Genomic DNA, 26,097 nt, shown 5'->3' on the forward strand with positions numbered 1-26,097 from the left:
ATCGGCGATGATTTCGCCAGATGCAACATAGCGTGCCCAGGCCCCTGGCGGGTCTCATCCGCCCGCATCCGGTCACTGGCCTGATCCTGACCGGCGGCGGCGCCCGCGCGGCCTACCAGGTGGGCGTGCTGGCTGCCATCGCCCAACTGCGGCGCGATGCCGGCGTGACGACCAACCCTTTTCCCATCATCAGCGGCACCTCGGCCGGTGCCATCAATGCGTCGGCGCTGGCCTGTCATGCCGACGACTTCGACGGCGCCGTCGACGGTCTGCTGCATCTCTGGCAGGGCTTGCATGTCGAGAATATCTACCGCGCCGATGCCTTCGAGGCCGTCAAGAGCGGTGCACGCTGGTTGAGCATGCTCAGCCTGGGCTGGGCGCTGGCGCGCTGGCGTCGCAGCCGGCCCAAGAGCCTGCTCGACAACTCGCCGCTGCGCGAGCTGCTGGGCCGCTACCTGAGCATGGACCGCGTCGAGACCATGCTGGACGCCGGCCACCTGCGCGCGCTGGCGCTGACAGGCTCCAGCTACACCTCGGGCCAGCACGTCACCTTCTTCCAGACCCATCACCACGTCGTGCCCTGGCTGCGCGAGCAGCGCATGGCCGTACAGGCGCGGCTGACGCTGAGTCACCTCATGGCCTCGTCGGCCATTCCGTTCATCTTCCCGGCCGAGCTGCTGGACCTGGAGGGCATGCCCGAATGGTTTGGCGACGGCTCGATGCGCCAGAGCGCACCCATCTCGCCCGCCGTGCACCTGGGCGCCGAGCGCGTGCTCGTGATCGGCGCGGGGCGCATGAAGGAGCCCGAGGGCCGCCGCATCCGCGCCACCGACGAGCACCCCAGCATGGCCCAGATCGCCGGCCATGCCCTGTCCAACATCTTCCTGGATGCGTTGTCGGTCGACGTCGAGCGCCTGCGCCGCATCAACCGCACCTTGGCGCTGCTGTCGCGCGAAACGCGTGCCTCGACGGCACTGCGGCCCATCGAGCTGCTCGTCATCGCGCCCAGCCGCCGCCTGGACGACCTGGCGGCCGAGCACCAGGCCAGCCTGCCGCATTCCGTGCGGGCGATGCTGCGGGCCTTCGGCGTCAGCGGCAAGGGCAACGCGATGAGCGGCTCGGCGCTGGTCAGCTACCTGCTGTTCGAACCCAGCTTCGTCAACGAGCTGATCAACCTGGGCATGAGCGACACGTTGGCCAAGCGCGCCGAGGTGCAGCGCTTTTTCAGCTGGCCGGCGCGCGCGCCGCAGATCGACCCGGCGCTGCTGCGACGCAGCCGTTCGGCGGGTTTCGCGGCGAGCGTCTGATGAAGGCCGTGCTCAGCGGCCTGTGCGCCGTAGCCGCGCTGACGACCGCGCAGGTCAGGGCAGCCGACATCGCCTTCTGGGACACGCCGCGCCATGGCGGCAACAGCTTCAATGGCAAGCCGCCCGACGAGGCCTATTTCCGGGCGCTCAAGGCCACCGGCGCCAGCTGGGCGAGGTTGACGTTCTCGAAATGGAAGGGGCAGGGGCGCGACTTCCTGATCGGCGATGCCGACGACTATCGCGGCATCCCCGTGCCGGACCTGACGCTGTTGCGCCAGGTGATGGATGCAGCCGGGGCCGCCGGCGTCAAGGTGGTGCTGGTGCCGCTGTCCTTGCCCGGCAACCGCTGGGTGCAGCACAACCAGGACAAGCAGGACGACCGGCTCTGGAAGGACCGCAAGTTCTGGGCACAGTCCGCCGCTTTCTGGCGCGACCTGGCCATGGCTGTCAAGGACCACCCGGCCCTGGCGGGCTACAACCTGCTCAACGAACCGACGCCCGAGATGGGCAGGGGGCTGGATGAGCATGCAGCGCCCGAGGTGCGCCAGGCCTGGTACGCCAGGCACCGGGGCACGACGCACGACCTGCCGGCGTTCTACGCACAGCTCATCACTGCCATTCGTGAAGTCGATTCGGACACGCCGCTGATGCTCGATGGTGGCTGGTACGCGTATGCCTGGAGCTTCAACTACTGGACGCCGCTGAAGGACGCGAAGCTGCTCTACGCCTTCCACATGTACGAACCGTGGAACCTCACCAGCGCGCCGCAGATCAAGCGCCAGCCGCAGCTGGCCTATCCGGGCTCGAAGGTCACGTGGGGCGGCAGGACGCTGACATTCGACAAGGCGGCGATGCAGCGTTTTCTCGGCGTGCCGTTCGCCTGGGCCAAGGCCCACGGCGTGCCGGCCAACCGCGTGATGGCCGGCGAGCTGGGATGCGTGCGGGTGTGGACGGACTGCGGGGCCTACCTGGGCGACGTGCTCGACACGCTGAACGCCCACGGCGCCCACTGGGCGTTCTACAGCTTCCGTGAAGACGTCTGGGAAGGCATGGACTACGAGATCCCGCCCGCCTTCCCCGCCGGCCAGGTGTACGACCTGCGCGAGCAGGGCAAGGGCGACGGCCTGCCGCTGGACAGCCCGTTGATGGGCGTCATCAGGAGCCGGATGCGTTGACTGCGCCCGGGTAGGCTTGGCCGGCCACGCGCAAGCCCGCACCCGACAGCTTGATCGCCGTCGCCGTGCGAATGCCCGCCACACGCCTCATCAGATCCGCCCAGTCCGCAAACGGCCGCGCAGCCAGCAGGCGCTGCACCAGGGCAGGCCCGAGACCGGGCAGAGATTCGAGCTCGGCGCGGGTGGCCGTGTTCACCTCGACCTCGGCCTGCTGAGCCAGCGCAGGCGTTACGGCCCACAGCAGCAGGCCGCGGCGCCTCATGATTCGCCCGCCTGGGCGCGCACCATCGCGGCATAGGCGCCATCCAGGGCCAGCAGCTCGGCGTGCGTGCCGGTCTCGACCAGCTTGCCGGCGCCCAGCACGTGGATGGCGTCGGCGTCGCGGATGGTCGACAGCCGGTGTGCGATGACGATCAAGGTCTTGCGGCCCGACCAGGCGCTCAGGGCCTGCTGCACCGCGCGTTCGCTCTCGGTGTCAAGCGCCGAGGTGGCCTCGTCGAAGATCCAGATCGGCGCGTCCTTGTAGAGGGCGCGCGCAATCGCCAGGCGCTGGCGCTGGCCGCCGGAGAGCTTGCTGCCGTTGGCGCCGACATGGGTCTCCACGCCCTCGGGCAGCGTCTGCACGAAGTCCCAGAGGTGGGCAGCGCGCAGCGCAGCTTCAAGCTTCGCCTCGTCGCGCGGCTGGGCATAGGCGATGTTGTTGGCCACCGAGTCGTCGAACAGCACGATGTCCTGCGACACGACGGCGAACTGGCGGCGCAAGCTCAGACGCGTCAGCGTCTCGATGTCGGTGCCGTCGAGCAGGATGCGGCCGGCGTCGGGCCGGCCGAAGCCGAGCAGCAGATGGATGATGGAACTCTTGCCCGCGCCGGAGGCGCCCACCAGCGCGGTCGTGCGTCCGGCCGCAAAGCGCAGGCTCAGCCCGTCGAGGGCCGGCTGGGACGCGCCGGGGTAGGTCAGGCGCACGGCCTCCATGTCGATGTCGCCCTGGGCCGGCATGTGGAGCTCCTGCGTGCCGCTGTCGGCCTCCTTGGGCGCGTCCATCAGCTCGAAGCAGCCCTTGGCGATCACGGTCGCGCGGGTCAGCGGCGCGGCCAGGTCGGACAGGTGGCGCAGCCGCGAGGTGAGCAGTATCAGCGCGGTCACGAACTGGGCGAAGGCCTGCACGCCCGTGGCATCGGCCCGCGCCTGCCACAGGGCCACGCAGATGATGAAGGACAGCCCGACGCTGGCGACGAGCTGGGACAGCGGCTGGGCCAGCGCGGCCGCGGCGGCCGTCTTGAGGTCGTTGCGGCGCACGACCTGGGACACCTCGGCAAAGCGCTCGCGCTCATGCGCCGCAGCGCCGAACTGCCGCACCACGCGCCAGGCCCGCGTCATGTCGTCGACCTTGTTGACCAGCAGCAGCTGCGAGTCGTAGGCGCGCGTGGACATGATGCGCATGCGCTGGTTGACCTTCTTCATGACCACCGCCATCAGCGGCGTGACGATCAGGCTGAGCAGGGTCAGCTGCCAGTTCAGGAAGAAGAGATAACCCACCATGGCGAGGGCCGGCAGGCCATCGCGCAGCACGCTCAGGCCGACATTGCCGACCAGTTGCAGGATCTGCTGCGGGTCGTTGACCACCTTGCTGACCGCCGTTCCCGCCTGCATGCGGGTGTAGACCTGGGCGTCCAGGCGCAACAGCGCGTTGACGAGGTCGGCGCGGAAGTCCGTCACGCTGCGCGTGAGCGTCCAGTTGAAGAGGTACTGGCCGGCAAATCCGAACACCCCGCGCACGAGATACAGGCTGATCAGCACGGCGGGAACCATCCACAGCGGGAAGGCGTCCTTAGCGAAGCCTTCCCCGAAGGCATAACCGACCAGCCTGGGGATCATGGTCTCGGTCGCGGCGACACCGACGAAAGCCAGCACCGTCAGCACAGCACCCCAGCGGTGGGGATAGACGAAGCGGCGCAGGCGGCTGGCGATGGTGGCGTTGGCGTCGGAAGACATGGGGCGCGATTGTCTCTCCTACACTGCGCGCCCATGCCGAACGCCACCGCCCCCGGAGCGCGCCCGAAAGTCGTTCATTTCGTGACCGGCGGCTTCTCGGGCGCGACCCAGGTCGCCGTCGATCTCTGCCTGTCGGCCATGCGCAGCGGGCCGTTCGAGCCGGTCCTCGTGCTCAGGCAAAAGCGGCACACACCCATGGCGCGCGTCGAGGCGCTGAAGGCGCAAGGGCTGTCGGTGCATCTGGTGTCGGGTTGGTCGCATCTGGTGAGCATTGCCGAGCTGGCATCGCTGCTGAGAGGCTTGCGGCCCGCGGCGCTGCTGGCCCACGGCTTTCCCGAGCATCTGCTGGGCCGGCACGCCGGTGTGGGTGCCGGCGTGCCGGTACTGATCCAGGTCGAGCACAACTCGCGCGAGCGCTATACCGCGTGGAGCCGCTGGCAGTCACGCCGGCTGGCGCGGCGCTCGGCGGCCCTGGTTGGTGTGAGCGAGGGCGTGCGGCAGAGCCTGCTGGCTCAGGGCCTGCCGGCAGACAAGACGATCACGATAGCGAACGGCATCGACCTTGCGCGCTTTGCGCATGCCGGTGGCGAGCGGGAAGCGGGCGTCGTGATGTCCGCGCGGTTCGCGCGCCAGAAGGACCACGCCACGCTGATCGATGCGATTGCATTGCTGGCTTCGCGCCACGGCCTGAAGCCGCCACTGCAGCTGGCCGGCACCGGCCCGCACCTGGCGCGCATCCAAGCCCAGGCTGAGCGGATGGGCCTGCTTGGCCAAGTACGTTTTCTCGGTCATCACGGCGACATGCCCGGGCTGCTGCGGTCACAGGCGATCTATGTGCTGTCCACCCACTATGAAGGCATGCCGCTGGCGCTGGTGGAGGCGATGGCCGCCGGCTGCGCCTGCATCGCTTCGGACGTCATCGGTGTGAGGGGCGTCATCGCGGACGGCGCGACCGGGCTGCTCGTGCCCGAGGGCGATGCGGCCGCCTTGGCCGATGCCATCGCGCGGCTGCTGCATGACCCCGCGCTGGCGGCCCGCCTGGGCGCCGCGGCGCGTGAGCGGGCCTGGGCCGAACACGGCCTGGCGCTGATGCGCGAGCGCTACGAGGCGCTGATCACGCGCTGCGCCACCACTGCAGTCCGCGCAGCCAGCGGCCCCGCCTGAGGTAGGCGGCCAGCAGCTCGCGGCGGTTCAGCGGCGAGCTGCGGTCGAAGCGCTCGGCATCGGTCCTCAGCCCTTGCAGCGCCTCGCCGCCCAGCTGCCGGCGCCGGCGCCGGGCGCGCAGCAGCGTGCGGGCGCAGAAGTGGGCGATCTCGAAGCGGGCGTCGTCATCGAGCGGCGGCAGATCGGCGGCCAGGCCGTCGAGTGCAGCCGTCCAGTCGTCCAGCCGCTTCGCATCCAGCTTGCTGAGCAGGCTGCCGGAGCGCTGGCGGTAGGCGACCCAGACTTCGGCCACATGCACATGCCGAGGCGTGTGCAAGGCCAGGCGCGGGTAGACGGCCATGTCTTCGAAGACGCGTCCTTCGGGAAAGCGCAGCCCGGCCGGCCAGCAGGCGCGACGCACGATCTTGCTCCACGGGTGGAACTGGCCCTGGGTGAACAGGCCGCGCAGGCGCTGGTTCACATCGGCCATCAGCACGCCGGTCGGGCCTTCAAAACTGGCGATGTGGCGGTGACGAGCTTGGGTGGAGGCGGTTGACGGGCCGTCGTCGAAGACGCGGAAATCACAGGTGACGAGGTCCGGCCGGTGCTGGTCAATCACGGCCCTGAGCCGGGCGATGGCGCCGGGCTCCAGCAGGTCGTCCGGGTCGATGAACCAGAGGTAGTCACCGCGCGCCGTGTCGAGCAGCCGGTTGCGCGCCGCGCTGACGCCGCGGTTGACCGGTTCGCAAATCACGCGGCCCTGAGGCAGCAGAGCTGCGGCGAGCGCCGCGGAGCGGTCGGGGGAAGCGTCGTCCACGAAGATGACTTCGACGCCGTCGTCGAGTTGGTCGCGCAGCGATTCAAGGCAGGCCGGCAGCCATGCCTCGACCCGGTATATCGGCAGCAGCAGGCTGAGCCAGGTCACGATGGACGGCGGATCAGCTCATCCAGGGCGCTGCCGGGCAACACGCGACCGCGCTGCCAGTGGCGCTCGATGACGCGGCGGTCGTTGCCGCGCAGTTTGAGCACGGCCGGCAAGCGGCGCGGGCAGGGCGTGAGCGCAACACGCACGTAGAGATGGGTCTTGCGCCAACCCACGCCGCACAGCCAGGCGAACGGGCCGTCCTCGGCGCGCAGCAGGGCCAGGCGGTAGCCCGCGCCATGGCGGTCTAGCAGGTCAGCGGCCACGACATGCATCAGCAGGTAGCGCTGCGAGTCGTGGTCCAGTCCCTGCAGCACCTGGGTGGCGCGGCCTTGCTCGGCGAGGCGGGCGAGCACGGCCTCGGCGCCATCGTCCAGCGCCTTGTCGAAGGCTTGGGCCAGGTCGCGCGTGAACGGGCAGCCGGGCGCGGCGGCCATCATCCAGTTCTCGACGATGGGCTGGTCCGGCCGCGTGGTGAAGCGATCGATGTAGAAGCCCACATAGCTGGCGGCACGGCGGGCGCGCTGCTGGTGCAGCCAGTCGAGGTCGCGCGCAAGCAGCATCGAGGCATCGAGCCAGATGCCGCCATGGCGGGCGAGCAGCTGGATACGCAGCCAGTCGGCCTGGCGGTAGGCAGGCAAGGCATCGAAGTCCGCGCGCAGCTCGGGCAGCCAGCCAGGCACGCTGTCGCGATGCAACAGCCGGATCTCATGATCGGGCGCAAAACGGCGCCAGTTCTCGACACAGGCCGCGATGAAGTCCGGGGGGGGCTCGGTGTGCCAGTAGGTCCAGATCACCTTGGGGATGTCGACCTCGCAGCGCCCTTCGCCGATGACGGTCTCGCGTGTGCGAGCCGGCACCCTGGCGCGCAACACCGTCCACACCTCGCGCAGGAACAGCACCGTGAAGAGAACGAGCAAGGCCTTGAGAATGAAAACGACAGTGGTCATTCGTGCCAGTGATCTGCAATCCAGCGCGCCGGGCGTGCATGCCGCCAGTTGCCGTTGCTGCGCCCGGCCAGCGCGTCGGGCGGGTTCATGACGCCGTGGAAGATCAGGATGCGCGCACCATCGGGGATGAAGGGGTCACGCCAGTAGCTGGTCGGCCAGGCCGGGATGCAGTGGTACTTGTAGCTGGCGCACCAGGCGTCGTCCCAGTACTTGAGCTTGCCTTGCCGGTGCAGCACGGCACTCAGGAAGGCCTGCTCGTTGCGGTAGTCCGTCTTGGCCTTGGACTGGTCGGCGACGAACTCCGCCAGTACGTCCTGGTGGGCGCCGAGCTCCCAGCGGTAGACCGATGAATTGCCGGTGATGCGCCAGGGACGCTTCCAGTCGTGGATGACGAGGAATTCGCCCGGCACCTCGAAGAAGGGTGTGATGTCGTCGACGATGACGACGTCGAGATCGAGGAAGAGTGCGGTGCCGCGAAGGCCGTATTGCTCGACAAGCACCGGGCTGAACGTGGTCAGCTTCTTCCAGCCGCGCTCAGGCTCGCCGTTGGGCAGCGTCAGCTCGGGGATGGGCAGGCAGCGCACCTCGGCCCGGATGCCTTCACCGCGGTCGGTCAGGCAGACGAAGTTGAAGTCGCCCTTCAGATGGCGCCGGACCATCGCATAGAGGCGGTTGACGTACTCGGGGCCGTACTTGGTGCCCCACTTCATGCAGATGATGTGGCGCATCGGGTTAGAGCTCTTCCACGTGGCGGGGCGGGTAGGTGTCCCAACCCAGGCAGCCGGGGCACTGCCAGAAATAGTGTGCGGCCTCGAAGCCGCAGGCGGCGCAGCGATAGCGCAGCAGCGGCTTGGCGGCCTTCTCCAGTGCCTGCACCATGGCAGCGGCTTCCCCGGTCGGCAGCGCGGCGGCGTTGAGCTTGAGCAACTCGGTGGCGGCAGACAGGGCCGGCTGCTCGCGCAGATGGGCAGCCAGGCGTTCGCGCTGCGGTGCCGGCTGCAATGCGGACAGCGCCCGCAGCAGATGCATGCTGGGCGCGCGCTGGTACTGCTCCAGCAGCATGGCGATGGCGCGCTCGGGCTGGCCAAGTTGCTGCGCGGCGGTGGCGCAGTCGGCAGCGACGAGGTTGAAAGCGGCCGGGTTGGCGGCCAGCAGCTTGGTGAAGGCCGCGAATGCGGCCTCAGGCTTACCCGCCTTCAGCAGCAACTGCCCCTGCAGCACATAGGCGCGTGCCGCCTCGGGTTCGCGGCGCTGAGCCTGGTTCAGCAGCTCTTGCGCCAGGTCGGCATGACCCTGCGATTGGGCGACAAGGGCCTGCTCGCAAAGGTAGTGGGCGATGCGGCCCGCGAAGGAGCCGGTTCCGGCGGCTTCAAGTTCGGCAGCGACTTCGGCCGCCTTGGACCAGTCGCGTGAGCGCTCGTACAGCGACAGCAACGCCAGGCGCGCTTCGCGCTCGAAGGCGCTGCCGCGCAGTTCGGCATAGGCGGCTTCGGCGCGGTCGAACAGGCCGGCCTTGAAGAAGTCCTGCGCCAGCTCATGCTGGGCGCGGTCCCGGTCGGTCTTGGGGAGGTCGCCGCGGCGCAGCAGGTGTTCATGCACGCGCACCGCGCGCTCGGTCTCGCCGCGGCGGCGGAACAGGCTGCCCAGGGCGAAGTGCAGCTCCGACGTGTCGGGGTCGTTCTGGACGGCTTCGATGAAGGCGTCGATGGCCTTGTCCTGCTGCTCGTTGAGCAGCAGATTCAATCCCTTGAAATAGGCTTTCGGTGAATCACGCTGTTCGAGCTTCCATTGCTTGGAGTCGAGCTTGGAGGCGAGCCAGCCGAGGACAAAGACGACGGGCAGGACGAAGAGCAGCCAGCGTGGATCAAACTCCATCTTGGTGGGCGGCAAAGGGCGCAGACAGAGGAGGGGGCGCATCCGCCGCCGGCGTTGGGGCGGTGGGCAGGGGCTCGATGCGCTGCGCCGCGCGGCGGTGGCGCCACCAGGCAGGCACCATGGCGAGCACGCCAAACGCCGCACCCAGACCGAAGGCGAGCAGCACGATGATGACCTGGGGGGCGCGCCATTCATGGCCGAAGAACCAGCGCACGACGGCGTCGTGACTGTTGTTCAGCGCGAAGGCGAACAGCGTGAAGAAGAGCAGGGCTCGCAAGAGCCAGACGAGGGTGCGCATGGCCTGGGATTCTGACTCAGGCGACCTCAGGCGTCCGTCACCGGAAGATGCTTGTCGACCGCCTCGCGCAGCGCCTTGCCGGGCTTGAAGTGCGGTGCCAGCTTCTCGGGGATCATGACCTGTTCGCCGCTGCGCGGGTTGCGCCCCACGCGGGGCGGGCGGCGGCTGATGGAGAAGCTGCCGAAGCCGCGGATCTCGATGCGATGGCCGCGCGCGAGCGCGTCGCTCATCGCGTCGAGGATGGTCTTGACGGCGAACTCGGTGTCGCGCTGGGTCAACTGACCGAATCGTTCGGCGAGCACGGCAACGAGGTCGGAGCGGGTCATGGCAGGCGGCTTTGTCGTTCTGAATTGAAACAGGCCCGCTGGCGAGGCCGGCGAGCCTGTGGGGAGCATACCCGGCCCCGAGCAAATTGCCGGGGGCCGGGCCGTCAACCGAGCGCTTAGTTGCCCTGGTTGTCGAGCTTGGCGCGCAGCAGGGCGCCCAGGCTGGTGGTGCCGGCGTTCTCACGCTCGCTCGACTGGCTCAGGCGCGTCATGGCTTCCTGGTTGTCGGCGTTGTCCTTGGCCTTGATGGACAGCTGGATGTTGCGGGTCTTGCGGTCGATGTTGACGACGACGGCGGTGACTTCGTCGCCTTCCTTCAACACGTTGCGGGCGTCTTCCACGCGGTCGCGGGAGATTTCCGAAGCGCGCAGATAGGCCATCACGCCTTCAGCCAGCTCGATCTCGGCGCCGCGCGGGTCGACGGTCTTGACCTTGCCGGTCACCGAGGCACCACGGTCATTGATCGTGGTGTAGGCGGTGAAGGGGTCGCTGTCCAGCTGCTTGATACCCAGCGAAATGCGCTCGCGCTCGACATCCACGGCCAGCACGACGGCTTCGACTTCCTGGCCCTTCTTGAAGTTGCGAACGGCGGTTTCGCCAGTCTCGTCCCAGGACAGGTCGGACAGGTGCACCAGGCCGTCGATGCCCTGGGCCAGGCCCACGAACACGCCGAAGTCGGTGATCGACTTGACCGGGCCCTTGACCTTGTCGCCGCGCTTGACGTTCTCGGCGAACTCTTCCCACGGGTTGGCCTTGCACTGCTTCATGCCCAGGCTGATACGACGCTTGTCTTCGTCGATTTCCAGGACCATGACTTCGACTTCGTCGCCCAGCGAAACCAGCTTGCTGGGGGCGATGTTCTTGTTGGTCCAGTCCATCTCGGAGACGTGCACCAGGCCTTCGATGCCCGGCTCAATCTCGACGAAGGCGCCGTAGTCGGCGATGTTCGTGACCTTGCCGAACAGGCGGGTGCCGGTCGGGTAGCGGCGGGCCACGCCGAACCACGGGTCGTCGCCCAGCTGCTTGATGCCCAGCGAGACACGATTCTTCTCGGCGTCGAACTTCAGGACCTTGGCGGTCAGTTCCTGGCCAACCGTCACGACTTCCGACGGATGACGGACACGGCGCCAGGCCATGTCGGTGATGTGCAGCAGGCCGTCGATGCCGCCGAGGTCAACGAAGGCACCGTATTCGGTGATGTTCTTGACCACGCCGTTGACGATGGCGCCTTCGGACAGGGTCTCGAGCAGCTTGGCGCGCTCTTCACCCATCGAAGCCTCGACCACAGCGCGACGCGACAGCACAACGTTGTTGCGCTTGCGGTCGAGCTTGATGACCTTGAACTCCATGGTCTTGCCCTCGTAGGGGCTCATGTCCTTCACCGGGCGCGTGTCCAGCAGCGAGCCGGGCAGGAAGGCGCGGATGCCGTTGACCAGGACGGTCAGGCCGCCCTTGACCTTGCCGGAGACCGTGCCGGTCACGAAGTCGCCGGACTCCAGGGCCGTTTCCAGGCTCAGCCACGAGGCCAGGCGCTTGGCCTTGTCGCGCGACAGGATGGTGTCGCCGTAGCCGTTTTCGATGGCGTCGATGGCGACGGACACGAAGTCGCCGACCTGGACTTCCAGTTCGCCCTGGTCGTTCTTGAACTCTTCGATGGGCACGTAGGCTTCGGACTTCAGGCCTGCGTTGACGACGACGAAGTTGTGTTCGACACGAACGACTTCGGCCGAGATCACTTCGCCGGCGCGCATGTCGGAGCGCTGCAGCGACTCCTCGAACATGGCGGCAAAGGATTCCATGCCGGAAGCTTGGGCGGTTTGGGTTTGGGACATGTGTTGGACCTTGATGCGGCGGGGAACCCCGACGCGGCGTGCAGACAGGCTGCGGGTTAAGTTGTTGACATCGCGACCCTCAGTGAACTGACGTTCGGAGGGAAGGGCCGCGGGCCGTGGCTTCTCAGGCCTGGGCTCGGCTGACAGGGCGTCAGAAGGGCCGGCGCTGCTGCCACCAATCCAGCACCTGATCCACCGAGGCTTCGATGGTCAGCGCCGAGTTGTCTAGCAACTGCGCGTCCTGCGCGGGCTTCAGGGGCGAGGCCGAACGGTTCTTATCCCGCTCGTCCCGCGCCTCCAGATCTTCGCGCAAGCCCGTGATATTAGCCGAAATACCTTTGGAAATCAATTGCTTATGCCTGCGCTCGGCACGCGTGCCAGCAGTTGCCGTGAGGAAGACCTTCAGGCCAGCATCCGGGAAAACCACCGTGCCCATGTCCCGGCCGTCAGCGACCAGGCCGGGCAGACGACGGAAATCGAGTTGCAACTGGTGCAGGGCCTGACGTACCTGGGCGTGGGCGGCCACCTGCGACGCCAGCAAGCCCGTGGCCTCGGCGCGCAGTCGCGCGCTGACGTCTTCCTGACCAAGGAATACCTGCCCATTGCGGAAGGCGAGTTGCAAGGTCGGCACGATGGCGGCAACGGCTGCGCCGTCGTCCAGATCCAGCCCGGCACGACGCGCGGCCAGGCCAGTGACGCGGTAGAGCGCGCCGGAGTCGAGCACGCCGAAGCCCAGCGCCTTGCCGACCTCGTCGGCGAGCGTGCCCTTGCCCGAAGCGGTCGGGCCGTCGATGGTAATCACGGGCACATCCGCGGCATTGACGCTGACAACGCCGAACAAGGTCTCGAAATAGTCGGGGAAAGTCTTGGCGACGCAATGCGGCTCCAGGACGCGCACCGGCACGGCCTGGTCGGTGACCAGACCGTTGAACGCCGCCAGCGAAAAGCACATGGCGACGCGGTGGTCGTCGTAGGTGTGGATGGCCGCCGCCTTCCAGTCGCGCAGCGGCTGCACCTTGATCCAGTCGGGTCCATCATCGACTTCTGCGCCCAGCTTTCGCAGCTCGGCGGCCATCGCGGCAATGCGGTCGGTCTCCTTGACGCGCCAACTGGCGATATTCGTCAGCGTCGTCGGGCCGTCGGCATAGAGGGCCATCACTGTCAGGGTCATGGCCGCATCGGGGATGTGATTGCAGTCCAGCGTGATGCCCCTGAGCGGCCACGCGCGGCGACGGACTTCCAGCCAGTTGGGGCCGGTCTTCACCTCGGCGCCCATGGCTGTGGCGGCCTCGATGAAGCGTACGTCGCCTTGCAGGGATTCGCTGCCGACGCCCTCGATGCGGATGGGCGCATCGGTCGCCGCAATCGCGCCCAGGCCGACGAAGTAGGACGCGGACGATGCATCACCTTCCACGAACACCTCGCCCGGCGAGCGGTAGCGACTGCCGGAGGGGATGACGAACGCAGCCCAGCCCTCACGCTTTACCGCGATGCCGAAGCGCGCCAGCAGGGCCAGCGTGATCTCTATGTAGGGCTTGGAGATCAGCTCGCCGATGACTTCGATGCGTATGTCCCGCTCGGCCACCAGCGGGAGCGCCAGCAGCAGTGCCGTCAGGAACTGGCTGGATACGTCGCCGCGCACGCGGACGGGGGTATCCAACGCAAGTGTGGCCGGGCCGCGCAGGCGCAGCGGTGGAAAACCGGCGTTACCGAGGTCGTCGATCTCGCAGCCCAGGCCGCGCAGCGCATCGACGAGGTCGCCGATGGGCCGCTCATGCATGCGCGCCACGCCCGAGACCTCGAAACTGCCGCCCTGTGTCGCGGCGAGCAGCGCGAGGGCAGCGGTGAGGGGGCGCATCGCCGTGCCGGCATTGCCGAGAAAGAGCTTGGCTTCCTTGGCCCGGAGCTGACCACCGAGCCCGTCGATGACGACCGCCTCGCCCTCTCGCCAGACGCCGCAGCCGAGGGCTCGCAAGGCGTCGAGCATGACGGCGGTGTCGTCGGAGTCGAGCAGGTCGCGCACGTACGTCTTGCCCTCGCTCAGGGCTGCCAGCAGCAACACGCGGTTGGAAATGCTCTTGGAGCCGGGCAGGCGCACGGTGCCTGCAGCGCCGCGCAGCGGCGGCAGGTCGAGGAAGGGGATCTTGAACATCACTTAGCCGTAGGGCGGCCGGGCGGGGCAGCGGTGGGAGGAATGCCCCAGGCCGCGCGACCTTCGGAGATGGGACGCAAGGCGGCTTCCAGGGCATGTGCGTCACCCGATTCGATCAGGGCTTCGAGCTGGTCGAGCATGGTGCGAAAGCGCTTGGATTGAGCGAGGACTTCATGCTTGTTGGCCAGCAGGATGTCGCGCCAGACGGCCGGCTCGCCGGCGGCGATGCGCGTGAAGTCGCGAAAGCCCGGGCCGGCCAGGCTCAGGTAGTCGCGCGCCGCCGGCTGCTCGGCGATGGCCTGGAAGTAGGCGAAGGCAAGCAGATGGGGAAGGTGGCTGACGGCGGCAAAGGCCGCATCATGGTTGTGCGGCCGCATCTTCAGCACCGTGGCACCCAGGGCCGACCAGACGTCCGTCGCCCGCTGCACGAGCTGCGGGTTGGTGAAGGGCTGGGGCGTCAGGATGACCTGGCGACCTTCGTAGAGGTTGGCCTCGGCATGCTGGACGCCGCCCGACTCCTTGCCCGCGATCGGGTGGCAGGGAACGAAGCTGGAGGAGCGGTCCCCCAGGGCGCGTCGCGCGGCTTCGATGACGTCGCACTTGGTCGAGCCCACATCCATGAAAAGCACGCCCGGGTTGACCAGGTGGCGGATCGCCTTCAGCGTGCTTTCGGTAGCCGACACCGGCACGGCAATCAGCACGATGTCCGAACCCGACACGGCCAGCAATGCCGATTCTGCGGCCACGTCGATGACACCGAGCTTCTTCGCCTGCTCCGTCGTCGACGGCGACTTGCTGTAGCCGACGACGCGCTTGACCAGGCCGGCCTTCTTCATCGCCAGCGCAAAGCTGCCGCCCATCAGGCCGCATCCGATCACGCCGAGCTGTTGGAACATCAGCGCCTGCCCGGCCGCCCGAAGGGCGCTGAGCTCCCCCTCGGGGGGCAGTGAACGAAGCAAGCGTGGGGGCTCATAGATCCTCAGTTCTTGACTGGGTAGGCGCCCAGAATCTTGAAGAAGGCGCAAAGCTCGCGCAACTCGGCCAGCGCGTCGGCGACGTTGGGATGCGTCGGGTGGCCGTCGAGGTCAATGTAGAAGTAATAGTCCCACTGCCCGGTGCGGGCCGGCCGGGACTCCAGGCGGGTCATGGACACGCCATGCCGTTTCAGTGGCACGAGCAGGTCGTGCATCGCGCCTGGGCGGTTGGGCACCGAGACGACGAGGCTGGTGCAGTCGCGGCCTGTGGCCGGCGGCGTGGCCATGGTCTGCGGCAGGCAGATGACGGCAAAGCGGGTGCGGTTGTAGGCCTCGTCCTGGATGGCGTGTGCCGTGATGTGCAAGCCGAAGACGGTGGACGCGCGCTCACTGCCCAGGGCCGCCCACGCCGGATTGGTGGCGGCCAGGCGTGCGCCTTCGGCATTGCTGGAGACGGCGCGGCGTTCGACGTCGGGCAGGTGCTTGTTCAGCCAGTTCTGGCATTGAGCCAACGCCTGGGGATGCGCGAGCACGGCCTCGACGCCATGCATCGACGGTTCCTTGCGCATCAGGTTGTGGCGGATCAGCAGGCTGACTTCGCCCACTACATGGCAGGGCGTATGCAGGAAGAGGTCCAGCGAGCGTGTGACGACGCCCTCGGTCATGTTCTCGACGCCCACCACCCCGAACTGCGCGCTGCCGCTGGCCGTCGCGTGGAAGACTTCGTCGAAGTTGGCGCAGAAGATGATGTCGGCCGCGCCGCCGAAGTATTCGATGGCGGCTTGTTCGCAAAAGGTGCCAACGGGGCCGAGCACCGCAACGCGTTGCGGCGATTCCAGCGCCAGGCAGGCCGACATGATCTCGCGCCAGATGGCTGCGACATGCTCGCCCTTGAGCGGGCCGGGGTTGGCGGCGCGAATCTTGTCGATGACCTGGGCGACACGGTCGGGGCGGAAGAAGGGCGTGCCTTCGGCGCGCTTGATCTCACCGACCTGCTCGGCGACGCGAGCGCGTTGGTTCAGCAGTTCCAGCAACTGTTTGTCGAGGCCGTCGATCTGGTCGCGCAGCGCGAGCAGGGCCTGGGATGCGACCGGTTCAGCCATGGCGAGCCTCGAAGTCCTGCATGAACGACGCCAGCGCCTGCACACCTTCCAGCGACATGGCGTTGTAGAGGGACGCGCGCATGCCGCCGACCGACTTGTGGCCCTTGAGTTGCAACAACCCCGCAGTGTCGGCCTGGGCGAGGAAGCTCTCGTTGAGCTTCTCGTCTTGCAGGAAAAAGGGCACGTTCATGCGCGAGCGGCAGCTCGGGTCGACGCGGTTCTCGTAGAAGCCGGACGCGTCCAGCGTGGAATAGAGCAGCCGGGCCTTGTCGATGTTGCGCTGCTCGATGGCGGCCAAACCACGCTTGCCGGCGTAGTCGAGGTTCTTGACCCACTCGAACACGAGGCCGGCGACATAGATGGCGAACGTCGGCGGCGTGTTGTACATGGAGTGGTTGGCGGCCACCGTTTCGTAGTTGAACGCGGTGGGGCAGATGTCAAGCGCGTGGCCGAGGAGATCGTCGCGCACGAACACCAGAGTCAGGCCGGCCGGGCCGATGTTCTTTTGCGCTCCCCCGAAAGCCAGGCCGACGCGGCTCCAGTCGATGGCGCGCGACAGCAGGTGCGACGAGCAGTCGATGACCAGCGGCACGCCGTTGGTCAGGCGGGGCAGGTCATGGAACTCGATGCCGTCGATGGTCTCGTTGGTGCAGACATGCACATAGCTCGCGTCGGGGCGGAGCTGCCAGTCGTTCGGGATTGAGTGCCCGCTGCCGATGTCGGCGGCGATCTGGACGTCGGCATAACGGCGCGCTTCGGCGGCACTTTTGCGCGACCAGGAACCAGTGACGACGACATCGACCCTGCCGCCGCGGCTGAGGTTCAGCGGCACGATGGAGTTCTCGCCGAGCCCGCCACCCTGCATGAACAGGATGCGGAAGTTGGCCGGCACGGCCAGCAGCTCGCGCAGATCGGCCTCGGCGCGTTCGAGGATGCTGCCAAACTCCTTGCCGCGGTGGCTCATCTCCATGACGCTCATGCCGCTGCCGCCCCAGTCCAGCATCTCCGCCGCCACTTGGCGCAAAACAGGTTCCGGCAGGGTCGCCGGTCCGGCGGAGAAATTGAACGGGCGGCGGACAGCGGTCATCAAGGTCGGAGGCTATTTCTTGGGTGCAGATGCCGCAGCTTTGGGGGCTGCAGCGGGAGGTTGGATACCGAGCTGCTTGGCCAGGGTGTTCTGCAGCGTTTTCAGCCGGCCCTCCAGCGTGGGGCCGGCTTCGGCCATCACCTTTTGCGCGACGGCCTTTTGCAGCTCAATGCTGGCGAGGCCAAATTTCTGGCTGACCGGCGATTCTGCCCAGGCCACGATCTGCTTCAGTTCGTCCTCGTTGAAGCGTTCGTCCAGCAGCGCCGAAGCCGTGGTTGGTACGGCTTTGGCGATCTTGTCCTTCAGATAGGGAATGTTTTCCTCGACGAACTTCTTCAGTTCGGCGTCCATCAACTTGGCCGTTGCCTCTCGCTTGTCCGCCGGTACTTGCTGCAGCGCGGCGCGGCCGCCCTGCATCAGCTGGGGCAGGGGCTGCTGCACGATGCTGGCGGCCATGCTTTCGGCCATGCCTTGCTGCTGGAGCTGCACGATCTTGTCGATCAGCGCCTTTTTTGACGCCGAGGGTTGCGCCAGCGCGGTGCCGGTGGCCAGCGCGACGGCCAGGGCCAGGCCCAGCTTGCGAGAATTCATGTCAGTCCTTGGGGGCTTCAGGGGTGTCACCGGCCTCGCCAAGCTCGCTGGCGCTGTCGGAGTCGGAGGTTTCGTTGGCGTCGTTTTCGACGATGCGTTGCAGGCCCGACAGCTTGCTGCCGTCGTCCAGCGCAATCAGTGTGACACCTTGGGTTGCGCGACCGAGTTCGCGGATCTCACTCACGCGGGTACGCACGAGCACGCCCTTGTCGGTGATCAGCATGATCTCGTCCTCGGGGCGCACCAGTGTCGCAGCGACGACGCGGCCGTTTCGCTCGCTCTGCTGGATGGCGATCATGCCCTTGGTGCCACGGCCGTGGCGGGTGTACTCCAGGATGCTGGTGCGCTTGCCAAAGCCGTTCTCGGTGGCGGTCAGCACCGACTGCGTTTCATCCTCGGCAACGAGCATGGCGATAAGGCGCTGGTCGGGCTCTAGCATCATGCCGCGCACGCCGCGGGCGGTGCGGCCCATGGGGCGCACGTCATCCTCATCAAAGCGCACGGCCTTGCCGCCATCGCTGAACAGCATGACATCGTGATGACCGTCGGTCAGCGCGGCGCCGATCAGGTGATCGCCCTCGTCCAGGTCGACGGAGATGATGCCGGCCTTGCGCGGATTGCTGAAGTCCTTCAGCGAAGTTTTCTTGACTGTGCCCATGGCCGTGGCCATGAAGATGAAATGATCCTCAGGGAAGCTGCGGAACTCGCCAGTCAGCGCCAGCACGACGGTGATCTTCTCGCCGGCCTGCAGCGGGAACATATTGACGATAGGTTTGCCACGCGAGTTGCGCGAGCCCTGCGGCACTTCCCAGACCTTGAGCCAGTAGACGCGGCCACGGTCTGAGAAGCACAGGATCCAGTCGTGCGTGTTGGCAATGAAGAGCTGGTCGATCCAGTCGTCGTCCTTGGTCGCCGTGGCCTGCTTGCCGCGGCCGCCGCGGCGCTGGGCGCGGTACTCGCTCAAGGCCTGGCTCTTGATGTAGCCGGTGTGCGAGAGCGTCACGACCATGTCGGTCGGCGTGATCAGGTCCTCGGTGCCGAGTTCCTGCGCGTTGTGCTCGATGACGCTGCGGCGCGCACCGAGCTTGGTCTGGCCGAACTCGGTCTTCAACTGGATCAGCTCGTCGCTGATGATGGTCGTCACACGGGAGGGCGTGGCGAGGATATCGAGCAGATCGGCGATCTGGGACATGACGTCCTTGTACTCACCGACGATCTTGTCCTGCTCCAGGCCGGTCAGGCGCTGCAGGCGCATCTGCAGGATTTCGCCCGCCTGAGAGTCGGACAGGCGGTAGAGGCCGTCCGTCTGCATGCCGTACTCGGGCTCCAGGCCTTCAGGGCGGAAGGCAGCGCGCCCACCCGGCGTCTGGCCTTCCGCGCGAGTCAGCATCTCGCGCACCAACGACGAATCCCAGCTCTTGGCCATCAGCGCCGCCTTGGCGACCGGCGGCGTCGGTGAGGTCTTGATGGTCTCGATGAACTCATCGATGTTGGCCAGCGCCACGGCCAGGCCTTCGAGCACATGACCGCGCTCGCGGGCCTTGCGCAACTCGAAGATGGTCCGGCGCGTCACGACCTCTCGACGGTGTTCCAGGAACACCACCACCATGTCGCGCAGATTGCAGAGCTTGGGCTGGCCGTCGATGAGGGCCACCATGTTCATGCCGAAGCTGTCCTGCAACTGCGTCTGCTTGTAGAGGTTGTTCAGCACCACCTCGGGGACTTCGCCGCGCTTGAGCTCGATGACGACGCGCATGCCCGACTTGTCGGACTCGTCCTGGATGTGACTGATCCCTTCGATCTTCTTCTCATGGACCAGCTCGGCGATGCGCTCCAGCAGCGTCTTCTTGTTGACCTGGTAGGGGATCTCGTCAACGATGATCGACTGGCGCGAGCCCTTGTCGATGTCCTCGAAGTGCACCTTGGCGCGCATCACCACGCGGCCGCGCCCGGTGCGGTAGCCGTCGCGTACACCAGCCAAGCCGTAGATAATGCCGGCCGTCGGGAAGTCGGGCGCCGGGATGATCTCCATGAGCTCATCGACCGTGCATTCCGGGTTCTTCAGCGCAAACAGGCAGGCGTCGACGACTTCGTTGAGGTTGTGCGGAGGGATATTCGTCGCCATGCCGACGGCGATGCCGGAGGCACCGTTGACCAGCAGATTCGGCAGCCGCGTCGGCAAAACCAGGGGCTCTTTTTCGCTGCCGTCGTAATTCGGCCCGAAATCGACAGTTTCCTTGTCGATATCGGCCAGCATTTCATGGGCGATCTTGTCCAAGCGAATTTCGGTGTATCGCATGGCTGCGGCGTTGTCGCCATCGACTGAGCCGAAATTGCCCTGTCCGTCGACCAACATGTGACGCAGGGAGAAATTCTGCGCCATTCGGACAATGGTGTCGTAGACGGCGGTATCGCCGTGCGGGTGGTATTTGCCGATGACGTCGCCGACGATACGGGCCGACTTCTTATATGGCCGGTTCCAGTCGTTGTTGAGTTCGTGCATCGCAAACAGAACGCGACGATGCACCGGTTTGAGGCCGTCGCGGGCGTCAGGCAGTGCACGACCAACGATCACGCTCATCGCGTAATCAAGGTAGGAGCGGCGCATCTCCTCCTCTAGGCTGATCGGCAGGGTTTCCTTGGCGAACTGGGTCATGCGGCGGGTCTACGCACGCGTTACACGTACGCGGCGTCCTCAGAGGTAGGTGAAAGGCGCGAATTCTAAGCGGCTCGCCCCCATGTAGCAGCAGCGCAACAGCGTCACAGTGCCTATGAACGTAGGCCGCCACAATGCGTTCGTCTCGGTGCCCACATGGCACAATCGTCGAGTCCCTAGGAGAAACCCTAAAGTCTCTCCTGTGGTTAGAGGTTTGAGTACCGACTCTCGCAGGGCAACTGCGGCATTCCTTGAGAGGAGAATCATGAAGAAATTGAATCGCGTGGCGTCGCTGTTTGCGGTGGCTGCGGTCGCCGCTGCGGCAGCGTCTGGCGCGTCCGCGCAAACCATCGACAACTGGCGCGCAACTGACGGCACCGTTTGGAAGAACGGCACCAACGAATACTGCTGGCGCAACAACTTCTGGACGCCGGCGACGGCTGCCAAGGGTTGCGATGGCGAAATCAAGCCGGCACCGAAGGTTGAGGCGCCTGTCCCGGTCGCTCCGCCGACTCCCGTTGCTCCGCCCCCGCCGCCCCCGCCGCCCCCGCCACCGCCCGCCCCGGTCAGCGAAAAGGTCACCTTCGCCGCCGACGCCTTCTTCGACTTTGACAAGTCGACGCTGAAGCCCGAAGCCATGGCCAAGCTGGATGACTTGGTCGGCAAGACCAAGGGCATCAACCTGGAAGTCATCATCGCCGTGGGCCACACCGACTCGGTGGGCAGTGATGAATACAACCAGAAGCTGTCGATCCGCCGTTCGGAAGCCGTCAAGGCCTACCTGGTGAACAAGGGCGTCGAGCCGAACCGTGTCTACACCGAAGGCAAGGGCGAGAAGCAGCCCGTCGCCGACAACAAGACCGCCGAAGGCCGCGCCAAGAACCGCCGCACCGAGATCGAAGTCGTCGGTACGCGCAACAAGTAAGCCCGGGCGCCTTCGGGCGCTTTGCGCAGAGCCCCGAACGGCCCGCCGTCGGGGCTTTTCCATTTTCTACAACCGCCATGATCAATGCCGACCCGCAAGAGCTCGCCAAGTTCGGCGACCTTGCCCACCGCTGGTGGGATCCTGAAAGTGACTTCAAGCCGCTGCATCAAATCAATCCGTTGCGCCTGGGCTGGATCCAGCAGTTCTGTCCGTTGAGCGGCAAACGCGTGCTCGACGTCGGTTGTGGCGGTGGCATCCTGAGTGACTCAATGGCTCGGGCGGGTGCTCAGGTGCTGGGGATCGACCTGTCGATCAAACCACTGCGCGTCGCGGAGCTGCATGCGATGGAGGCGGGTACCCAAGGTGTCGAATACCGCGAGATTGCCGTCGAAGCGTTGGCTGCAGAGAAGCCGGCCGGCTTCGATGTCGTGACCTGCATGGAAATGCTGGAGCATGTGCCGGACCCCGCCTCGGTGGTGCGCGCCTGTGCGGCGCTCGTGAAGCCGGGCGGCTGGGTGTTCTTGTCGACGCTCAACCGCAACGCCAAGTCGTTCCTGTTGGCCATCGTCGGTGCCGAATACGTGCTCAGCATGCTGCCAAAAGGCACCCATGAATACGCGCGCTTCCTTCGGCCATCCGAACTGGCCCGGTTCTGCCGGGACGCCGGGCTGGAAGTGCAGGCCAGCCGTGGCGTGATATACAACCCGCTAACGCAGCGATACAGCCTGGGTGCGGACGCCGACGTCAATTACATGCTGGCCTGCCGTCGGTACACGTAATGCCTCTTGCGCCGCGCTGGTCCCACTTGCGGGCGGTGCTGTTCGACCTCGACGGCACCTTGATCGACAGCGTCGAAGATCTGGCGCGCGCTGCCAACGACATGCGCGCTGATCGTGGGCTGGGCCCGCTGCCTTTGGCCCGGTATCGACCGTACGGCGGATCGGGTGCGCGCGGGATGCTCAACCAGGCCCTTGATGTGGCGCCTGGACAATCCGGCTATGACGAACTGAAGCGGGAATTCCTCGATCGCTATGAGGCCTTGATGTACGACTGCACGCGACCATTTGAAGGCGTCGAAGCAGAACTTGCCGGGCTCACCGCAGCCGGATTACCGTGGGGCATTGTCACGAACAAGGCCGAGCGTTTTGCGCTGCCCTTGACCAAGGCGTTGCGTCTCGCTGCGCTCGTTGTCGTGGGAGGTGATACGACCGGCCACGCTAAACCGCATCCTGCACCGCTGCTCGAAGCGGCGCGGCGCCTGACCGTACCCCCTGCGGCCTGTCTCTACGTCGGTGACGATGAACGAGATGTCGTTGCTGGGCGCGCAGCCGGCATGTCGACGGCGGTGGCGGCCTGGGGATATCTCGGTCCCCACGCCGAACACGGTCGTTGGGGTGCCGATATCGGCCTTGTCGCGCCTGGCGGCTCTTGAAAACGCTTGGGCTGACCTAAACTACGGCTTCTGGGGCCGACCTGGTTTCGACGTGGGTGCGGATCCGGAGTAGGGCATGCCGAGCACCAGTCCGCTCGTAAAACCACTGGAAACAAAGTAACTGCAAACGACTCTACGTTCGCACTCGCCGCTTAATTGCGGTTGAGCTTCTCAACGGCAGGCCGATGGGCCGGGCTGAGTTCCGTAAGGGGCGAGGCTGAGAAGTCACTCACATCGGCTGGCAATGCGCTGGGTCACTCAGTGTGTTGCGAGATCAAGTGACTGGCGGGAAAGCTAGCGTGCCACTGCGCGAGTTGACCGTGAGATTCAAATCAGCCGGCTAAGCATGTAGATCTGCCCGGTGATGGCTTGCGGACGGGGGTTCAATTCCCCCCGGCTCCACCATCTTAGAGTTCAGCGGGGTTCGCTGAAGTCCTAAAGGCCTAAGTCAATCAACGACTTAGGCCTTTCTTCTTTGTCCGCTAGCGTCCGGGAAGCCCGGCACCTTCCCGCATGAAGGGGTAAGTGTCCTGGGTAACTGGGTAACGCCCGGGTCATTGCCATCGACAGCGCCCCGTTCAGCCCGCAGGCCATCTGGCTGACAGGCCTACGCGTTTGCCGGGGGTGCATCAATGCCTGCCTTGTGTGCCGACACCAGGCCAGCGTCAACTGAAACCCTGGCCCCGGATCAGGCCAACCGCCAAGCCTTCGATGCTGAAGTTTTCAGTGCCTTCACCGACGCGGATGGGCTCGAAATCGGCGTTCTCGGGGAGCAATTCGATGCCTTCCGCACCGCGCTTGAAACGCTTGACGGTGACGTCGTCGCCGACTCGGGCCACGACGATTTGGCCATTGCGGGCCTCATTCGTCGACTGCACGGCAAGCAGGTCGCCATCAAGGATGCCGATGTCCTTCATGCTCATGCCCTTGACCTTCAGCAGGTAGTCGGGCTTCTTGGCGAACAGGCTGGGCTCGATGGTGTAGGTCTGTTCGACATGCTCCTGTGCCAGGATGGGTGCGCCGGCAGCGACCCGGCCGATCAGTGGCAGGGTCAACTGGGCCAAGCTGGGAATGGGCAGGCTGAATTGACGCGCGCGGTTGACGGCGGTGAGCGCGTCCGACTTGAGCCGGATGCCGCGCGATGTGCCGCCGATCAGTTCCAGCATGCCCTTGCGCGCCAGTGCCTGCAAATGCTCCTCGGCCGCGTTGGCGGATTTGAAGCCCAGCTCGGCAGCGATTTCAGCCCGTGTGGGCGGTGAGCCGGTGCTTTCAATCGCATTGCGCACCAGGTCGAAGATCTGCTGCTGGCGGGCGGTAAGCTTGGGTCGGTCTTGCACGGGCGGCCTTTTCAATGGGCTGGTGATTTGTCCAGCAACTGTATTTTTGTCCAGGAATCCATCAATTGCAAACCCCTGCAGATTTAATTGTCATTCTGGCCACCGGCGGGACGATTGCCGGCACCTCTCGGAGCGCGACCGACGGTGTCGGCTATACGGCCGCGCAGTTGCGGGTGGAAGACCTACTGGCTGCGATACCAGGCTTGGCACACCGCCGTTTGGAGGCGCATCAACTCGCCCAGCTGGACAGCAAGGACATGGACTTTGCGACCTGGCAGCGCTTGGCCACTGCGGTGCAAGCGCAGCTGGACAGGCCCGCGGTTGGCGGTGTCGTCATCACCCATGGCACGGACACGCTCGAGGAGACGGCGTACTTCCTGCACCGCGTGTTGGCGCCGATCAAGCCCGTCGTGCTGACGGCGGCGATGCGTCCGGCCACCGCGCTGGCCGCCGACGGACCCCAAAACCTTCTGGATGCGGTTCAAGTGGCCTCCGCACCGGGCGCGGCGGGCGTCGTGGTGGCGTTTGCGGGGCGTGTGCATGACGCAACCCAGGTGCGCAAGACGCACAGCTATCGCGTCGACGCCTTCGAATCGACGGACGGCGCGCTGGTGGCGCGCGTCGAAGAGGGATCGGTCAGGCTGCTCGGACGCTGGCCGCAGGGCGACGCACTGGGCTTGGCCCGCATTGCCCGGCCGGTGCAGGACTGGCCGCGTGTGGACATCGTGATGAACCATGCGGGCCAGGACGGCCGCATCGTGCATGCGCTGCTGTCTGCAGGCGTGGATGGCATCGTGGCCGCTGGCACCGGCAACGGCACGCTGAGCGTTGCACTGGACGCGGCCTTGCGCGAAGCCGAGGCCCGCAGTGTTCGCGTCCTGCGCAGCACGCGCTGTGACGCCGGTCCGGTCATGGCGCTGCCCGGACTCCTGCCGAGCGCCGGTGCTCTGAGCCCTCTCAAGGCCAGGATCGAACTGATCCTGTCGTTGCTGGCTGCATGAACAAAAAGGCGGCGCCGAGCCGAGGCTCGACACCGCGGCTCGAACCGCCGTCGCTTTAGACGATGGTCAGCGACACGTCGACATTGCCGCGCGTGGCGTTCGAGTAGGGGCAGACCTCGTGGGCTGTGGCGACCAGCGCTTCCAGCGCGGCGCGCTCCATGCCGGGCACGGAAATCTTCATGTCGACCTGGATGCCGAAGGCGCCCGGCTTGTTGGCGTGCGGGCCGATGGCGACGTCGCTCGTGATCGAGACCTCGGCAGGCAGGCTGATCTTCTGCTTGCCGGCAACGGCCTTCATCGCGCCGATGAAGCAGGCGGAATAGCCAGCCGCAAACAGCTGCTCGGGGTTGGTGCCCGGGCCACCAGCGCCGCCCAGTTCCTTGGGCGTTGACAGCGTCACGTCGATGGCGCCATCAGACGACTTGGCGGTACCGGCACGACCGCCGGTGGCAGTGGCGGTGGCGGTGTAGAGGGCTTTTTCGATGGCCATGTGGGGCTCCTTGGGTTGACGGTGGGGTGAGGGAAATCAGTTGGCGGCCGGCTGACCGAGCTGCTGTCGAAGTAGATGCAGCCGACGCGTCAGCGTGACGAGTTCGTCCAGCTCACAGGCGCTGGCGCAGGCCAACCGGCCGGGGATGTCCAGCGCCTTGCCGCGCAGCTTGCGGCCGGCCGGTGTCAGGAAAAGGTCGACTCGGCGTTCGTCTTCCGTAGCGCGGCGGCGCTCGATGTGGCCCAGTGCTTGCAGTCGCTTGAGCAGTGGTGTCAGGGTGCCGGAGTCCAGTGACAGGCGCTCGCCGAGCTGGCTGACGCTCAGCCCCTCGGTCTCCCACAGCACCAGCATGACGAGGTACTGCGGATAGGTCAGGCCAAGCGGTGCGAGCAGGGGCTTGTAGAGCTTGGTCATGGCCAGCGAGCTGCTGTAGAGCGCGAAGCACAACTGCCGATCCAGCTTGAGCCATTGCTCGCGGGAGTCGACGGAGGTGGATGCCTTGCTGCGTGCCATGGCCGTTAATGTA

25 protein-coding genes and 1 other RNA gene are annotated in these 26,097 nt (G+C 66.3%); 8 read left to right on the top strand and 18 right to left on the bottom strand.

Annotated features, from left to right (window positions below; genetic code table 11):
* The first annotated feature begins 20 nt into the window (after window positions 1–20).
* Complete coding sequence (locus ACT6S0_RS05100) at window positions 21–1,307, top strand: patatin-like phospholipase family protein (RefSeq protein WP_444762813.1); 1,287 nt, start codon at window positions 21–23, stop codon at window positions 1,305–1,307.
* Window positions 1,307–2,482, top strand: coding sequence for a glycoside hydrolase family 5 protein (locus tag ACT6S0_RS05105; protein ID WP_444762814.1), 1,176 nt, complete (start codon window positions 1,307–1,309; stop codon window positions 2,480–2,482). Before ACT6S0_RS05100 ends, ACT6S0_RS05105 begins: the two co-directional genes overlap by 1 nt.
* Here the strand turns inward: ACT6S0_RS05105 and ACT6S0_RS05110 are convergent.
* Both ACT6S0_RS05110 and ACT6S0_RS05115 read right to left on the bottom strand, forming a co-directional pair.
* Entirely contained in the window at window positions 2,463–2,744 is a 282-nt protein-coding gene (locus tag ACT6S0_RS05110) for a ComEA family DNA-binding protein (RefSeq protein ID WP_444762815.1), read from the bottom strand. The two genes, ACT6S0_RS05105 and ACT6S0_RS05110, sit on opposite strands and share 20 nt — an antisense overlap.
* On the bottom strand, window positions 2,741–4,477 hold the full coding sequence (locus ACT6S0_RS05115; RefSeq protein ID WP_444762816.1) for an ABC transporter ATP-binding protein: 1,737 nt from the start codon (window positions 4,475–4,477) through the stop codon (window positions 2,741–2,743). Before ACT6S0_RS05115 ends, ACT6S0_RS05110 begins: the two co-directional genes overlap by 4 nt.
* Before the next feature lie 33 nt (window positions 4,478–4,510).
* On the opposite strand from ACT6S0_RS05115, the gene ACT6S0_RS05120 reads away from it, so the two are divergent.
* Complete coding sequence (locus ACT6S0_RS05120) at window positions 4,511–5,641, top strand: glycosyltransferase (RefSeq protein WP_444762817.1); 1,131 nt, start codon at window positions 4,511–4,513, stop codon at window positions 5,639–5,641.
* Here the strand turns inward: ACT6S0_RS05120 and ACT6S0_RS05125 are convergent.
* The 13 genes from ACT6S0_RS05125 to gyrA form a co-directional block, all read right to left on the bottom strand.
* Window positions 5,592–6,545 carry a glycosyltransferase family 2 protein gene (locus ACT6S0_RS05125; RefSeq protein WP_444762818.1) on the bottom strand — a complete coding sequence of 318 codons (954 nt, stop codon included), beginning with the start codon at window positions 6,543–6,545 and terminating at the stop codon, window positions 5,592–5,594. The genes ACT6S0_RS05120 and ACT6S0_RS05125 overlap by 50 nt on opposite strands.
* Window positions 6,542–7,492 (bottom strand): glycosyltransferase family 32 protein, encoded by a 951-nt coding sequence (locus ACT6S0_RS05130; protein ID WP_444762819.1) that lies wholly within the window; start codon window positions 7,490–7,492, stop codon window positions 6,542–6,544. Before ACT6S0_RS05130 ends, ACT6S0_RS05125 begins: the two co-directional genes overlap by 4 nt.
* Window positions 7,489–8,220: a glycosyltransferase gene (locus tag ACT6S0_RS05135; RefSeq protein ID WP_444762820.1), complete on the bottom strand. Its 732-nt coding sequence runs from the start codon at window positions 8,218–8,220 to the stop codon at window positions 7,489–7,491. The genes ACT6S0_RS05130 and ACT6S0_RS05135 overlap by 4 nt, the downstream gene beginning before the upstream one ends.
* A gap of 4 nt (window positions 8,221–8,224) precedes the next feature.
* Window positions 8,225–9,367 carry a lipopolysaccharide assembly protein LapB gene (gene lapB, locus ACT6S0_RS05140; RefSeq protein WP_444762853.1) on the bottom strand — a complete coding sequence of 381 codons (1,143 nt, stop codon included), beginning with the start codon at window positions 9,365–9,367 and terminating at the stop codon, window positions 8,225–8,227.
* Window positions 9,357–9,665: a LapA family protein gene (locus ACT6S0_RS05145; RefSeq protein WP_444762821.1), complete on the bottom strand. Its 309-nt coding sequence runs from the start codon at window positions 9,663–9,665 to the stop codon at window positions 9,357–9,359. Before ACT6S0_RS05145 ends, lapB begins: the two co-directional genes overlap by 11 nt.
* Before the next feature lie 26 nt (window positions 9,666–9,691).
* Window positions 9,692–9,991, bottom strand: a complete 300-nt coding sequence (locus ACT6S0_RS05150) for an integration host factor subunit beta (RefSeq protein WP_056202110.1) — start codon at window positions 9,989–9,991, stop codon at window positions 9,692–9,694.
* Between the two features lie 116 nt (window positions 9,992–10,107).
* Entirely contained in the window at window positions 10,108–11,823 is a 1,716-nt protein-coding gene (rpsA, locus tag ACT6S0_RS05155) for a 30S ribosomal protein S1 (RefSeq protein WP_082536668.1), read from the bottom strand.
* Window positions 11,824–11,974: 151 nt separating this feature from the next.
* The gene (locus ACT6S0_RS05160) at window positions 11,975–13,975 is read right to left on the bottom strand and encodes a bifunctional 3-phosphoshikimate 1-carboxyvinyltransferase/cytidylate kinase (protein WP_444762822.1); all 2,001 of its coding nucleotides are present in this window, start codon (window positions 13,973–13,975) and stop codon (window positions 11,975–11,977) included.
* Window positions 13,975–14,871 carry a prephenate dehydrogenase gene (locus ACT6S0_RS05165; protein ID WP_444762823.1) on the bottom strand — a complete coding sequence of 299 codons (897 nt, stop codon included), beginning with the start codon at window positions 14,869–14,871 and terminating at the stop codon, window positions 13,975–13,977. Before ACT6S0_RS05165 ends, ACT6S0_RS05160 begins: the two co-directional genes overlap by 1 nt.
* Before the next feature lie 83 nt (window positions 14,872–14,954).
* Entirely contained in the window at window positions 14,955–16,052 is a 1,098-nt protein-coding gene (gene pheA, locus ACT6S0_RS05170) for a prephenate dehydratase (protein WP_444762824.1), read from the bottom strand.
* Window positions 16,045–17,139 carry a 3-phosphoserine/phosphohydroxythreonine transaminase gene (gene serC / locus ACT6S0_RS05175; RefSeq protein WP_444762825.1) on the bottom strand — a complete coding sequence of 365 codons (1,095 nt, stop codon included), beginning with the start codon at window positions 17,137–17,139 and terminating at the stop codon, window positions 16,045–16,047. Before serC ends, pheA begins: the two co-directional genes overlap by 8 nt.
* 12 nt (window positions 17,140–17,151) lie before the next feature.
* Window positions 17,152–17,730 carry a DUF2059 domain-containing protein gene (locus ACT6S0_RS05180; protein WP_444762826.1) on the bottom strand — a complete coding sequence of 193 codons (579 nt, stop codon included), beginning with the start codon at window positions 17,728–17,730 and terminating at the stop codon, window positions 17,152–17,154.
* A gap of 1 nt (window position 17,731) precedes the next feature.
* Window positions 17,732–20,386, bottom strand: coding sequence for a DNA gyrase subunit A (gene gyrA / locus ACT6S0_RS05185; RefSeq protein WP_444762827.1), 2,655 nt, complete (start codon window positions 20,384–20,386; stop codon window positions 17,732–17,734).
* A 265-nt stretch (window positions 20,387–20,651) separates the two neighbouring features.
* Here gyrA and ompA point away from each other — a divergent pair, with 265 nt between their 5' ends.
* From ompA to ssrA, 4 genes are all read left to right on the top strand, one after another.
* Window positions 20,652–21,311 carry an outer membrane protein OmpA gene (ompA, locus tag ACT6S0_RS05190; protein ID WP_444762828.1) on the top strand — a complete coding sequence of 220 codons (660 nt, stop codon included), beginning with the start codon at window positions 20,652–20,654 and terminating at the stop codon, window positions 21,309–21,311.
* 77 nt (window positions 21,312–21,388) lie between these two features.
* A complete protein-coding gene (ubiG, locus tag ACT6S0_RS05195) occupies window positions 21,389–22,090 on the top strand; it encodes a bifunctional 2-polyprenyl-6-hydroxyphenol methylase/3-demethylubiquinol 3-O-methyltransferase UbiG (protein WP_444762829.1) in 702 nt (233 codons plus the stop codon).
* Between the two features lie 35 nt (window positions 22,091–22,125).
* Window positions 22,126–22,743 (top strand): HAD family hydrolase, encoded by a 618-nt coding sequence (locus ACT6S0_RS05200; RefSeq protein WP_444762830.1) that lies wholly within the window; start codon window positions 22,126–22,128, stop codon window positions 22,741–22,743.
* Window positions 22,744–22,775: 32 nt separating this feature from the next.
* Window positions 22,776–23,148, top strand: a transfer-messenger RNA (tmRNA) gene (ssrA, locus tag ACT6S0_RS05205).
* Between the two features lie 260 nt (window positions 23,149–23,408).
* Here the strand turns inward: ssrA and lexA are convergent.
* Complete coding sequence (lexA, locus tag ACT6S0_RS05210; RefSeq protein WP_444762831.1) at window positions 23,409–24,080, bottom strand: transcriptional repressor LexA; 672 nt, start codon at window positions 24,078–24,080, stop codon at window positions 23,409–23,411.
* Window positions 24,081–24,145: 65 nt separating this feature from the next.
* On the opposite strand from lexA, the gene ACT6S0_RS05215 reads away from it, so the two are divergent.
* Window positions 24,146–25,081 carry an asparaginase gene (locus ACT6S0_RS05215; protein WP_444762832.1) on the top strand — a complete coding sequence of 312 codons (936 nt, stop codon included), beginning with the start codon at window positions 24,146–24,148 and terminating at the stop codon, window positions 25,079–25,081.
* Window positions 25,082–25,136: 55 nt separating this feature from the next.
* Here the strand turns inward: ACT6S0_RS05215 and ACT6S0_RS05220 are convergent, their stop codons facing one another.
* Both ACT6S0_RS05220 and ACT6S0_RS05225 read right to left on the bottom strand, forming a co-directional pair.
* Entirely contained in the window at window positions 25,137–25,571 is a 435-nt protein-coding gene (locus ACT6S0_RS05220) for an organic hydroperoxide resistance protein (RefSeq protein WP_444762833.1), read from the bottom strand.
* A 36-nt stretch (window positions 25,572–25,607) separates the two neighbouring features.
* Window positions 25,608–26,084 carry a MarR family winged helix-turn-helix transcriptional regulator gene (locus ACT6S0_RS05225; protein WP_444762834.1) on the bottom strand — a complete coding sequence of 159 codons (477 nt, stop codon included), beginning with the start codon at window positions 26,082–26,084 and terminating at the stop codon, window positions 25,608–25,610.
* Window positions 26,085–26,097 lie beyond the last annotated feature (13 nt).

Source organism: Roseateles sp., assembly GCF_052436255.1.
Classification (GTDB): Bacteria; Pseudomonadota; Gammaproteobacteria; order Burkholderiales; family Burkholderiaceae_C; genus Pelomonas.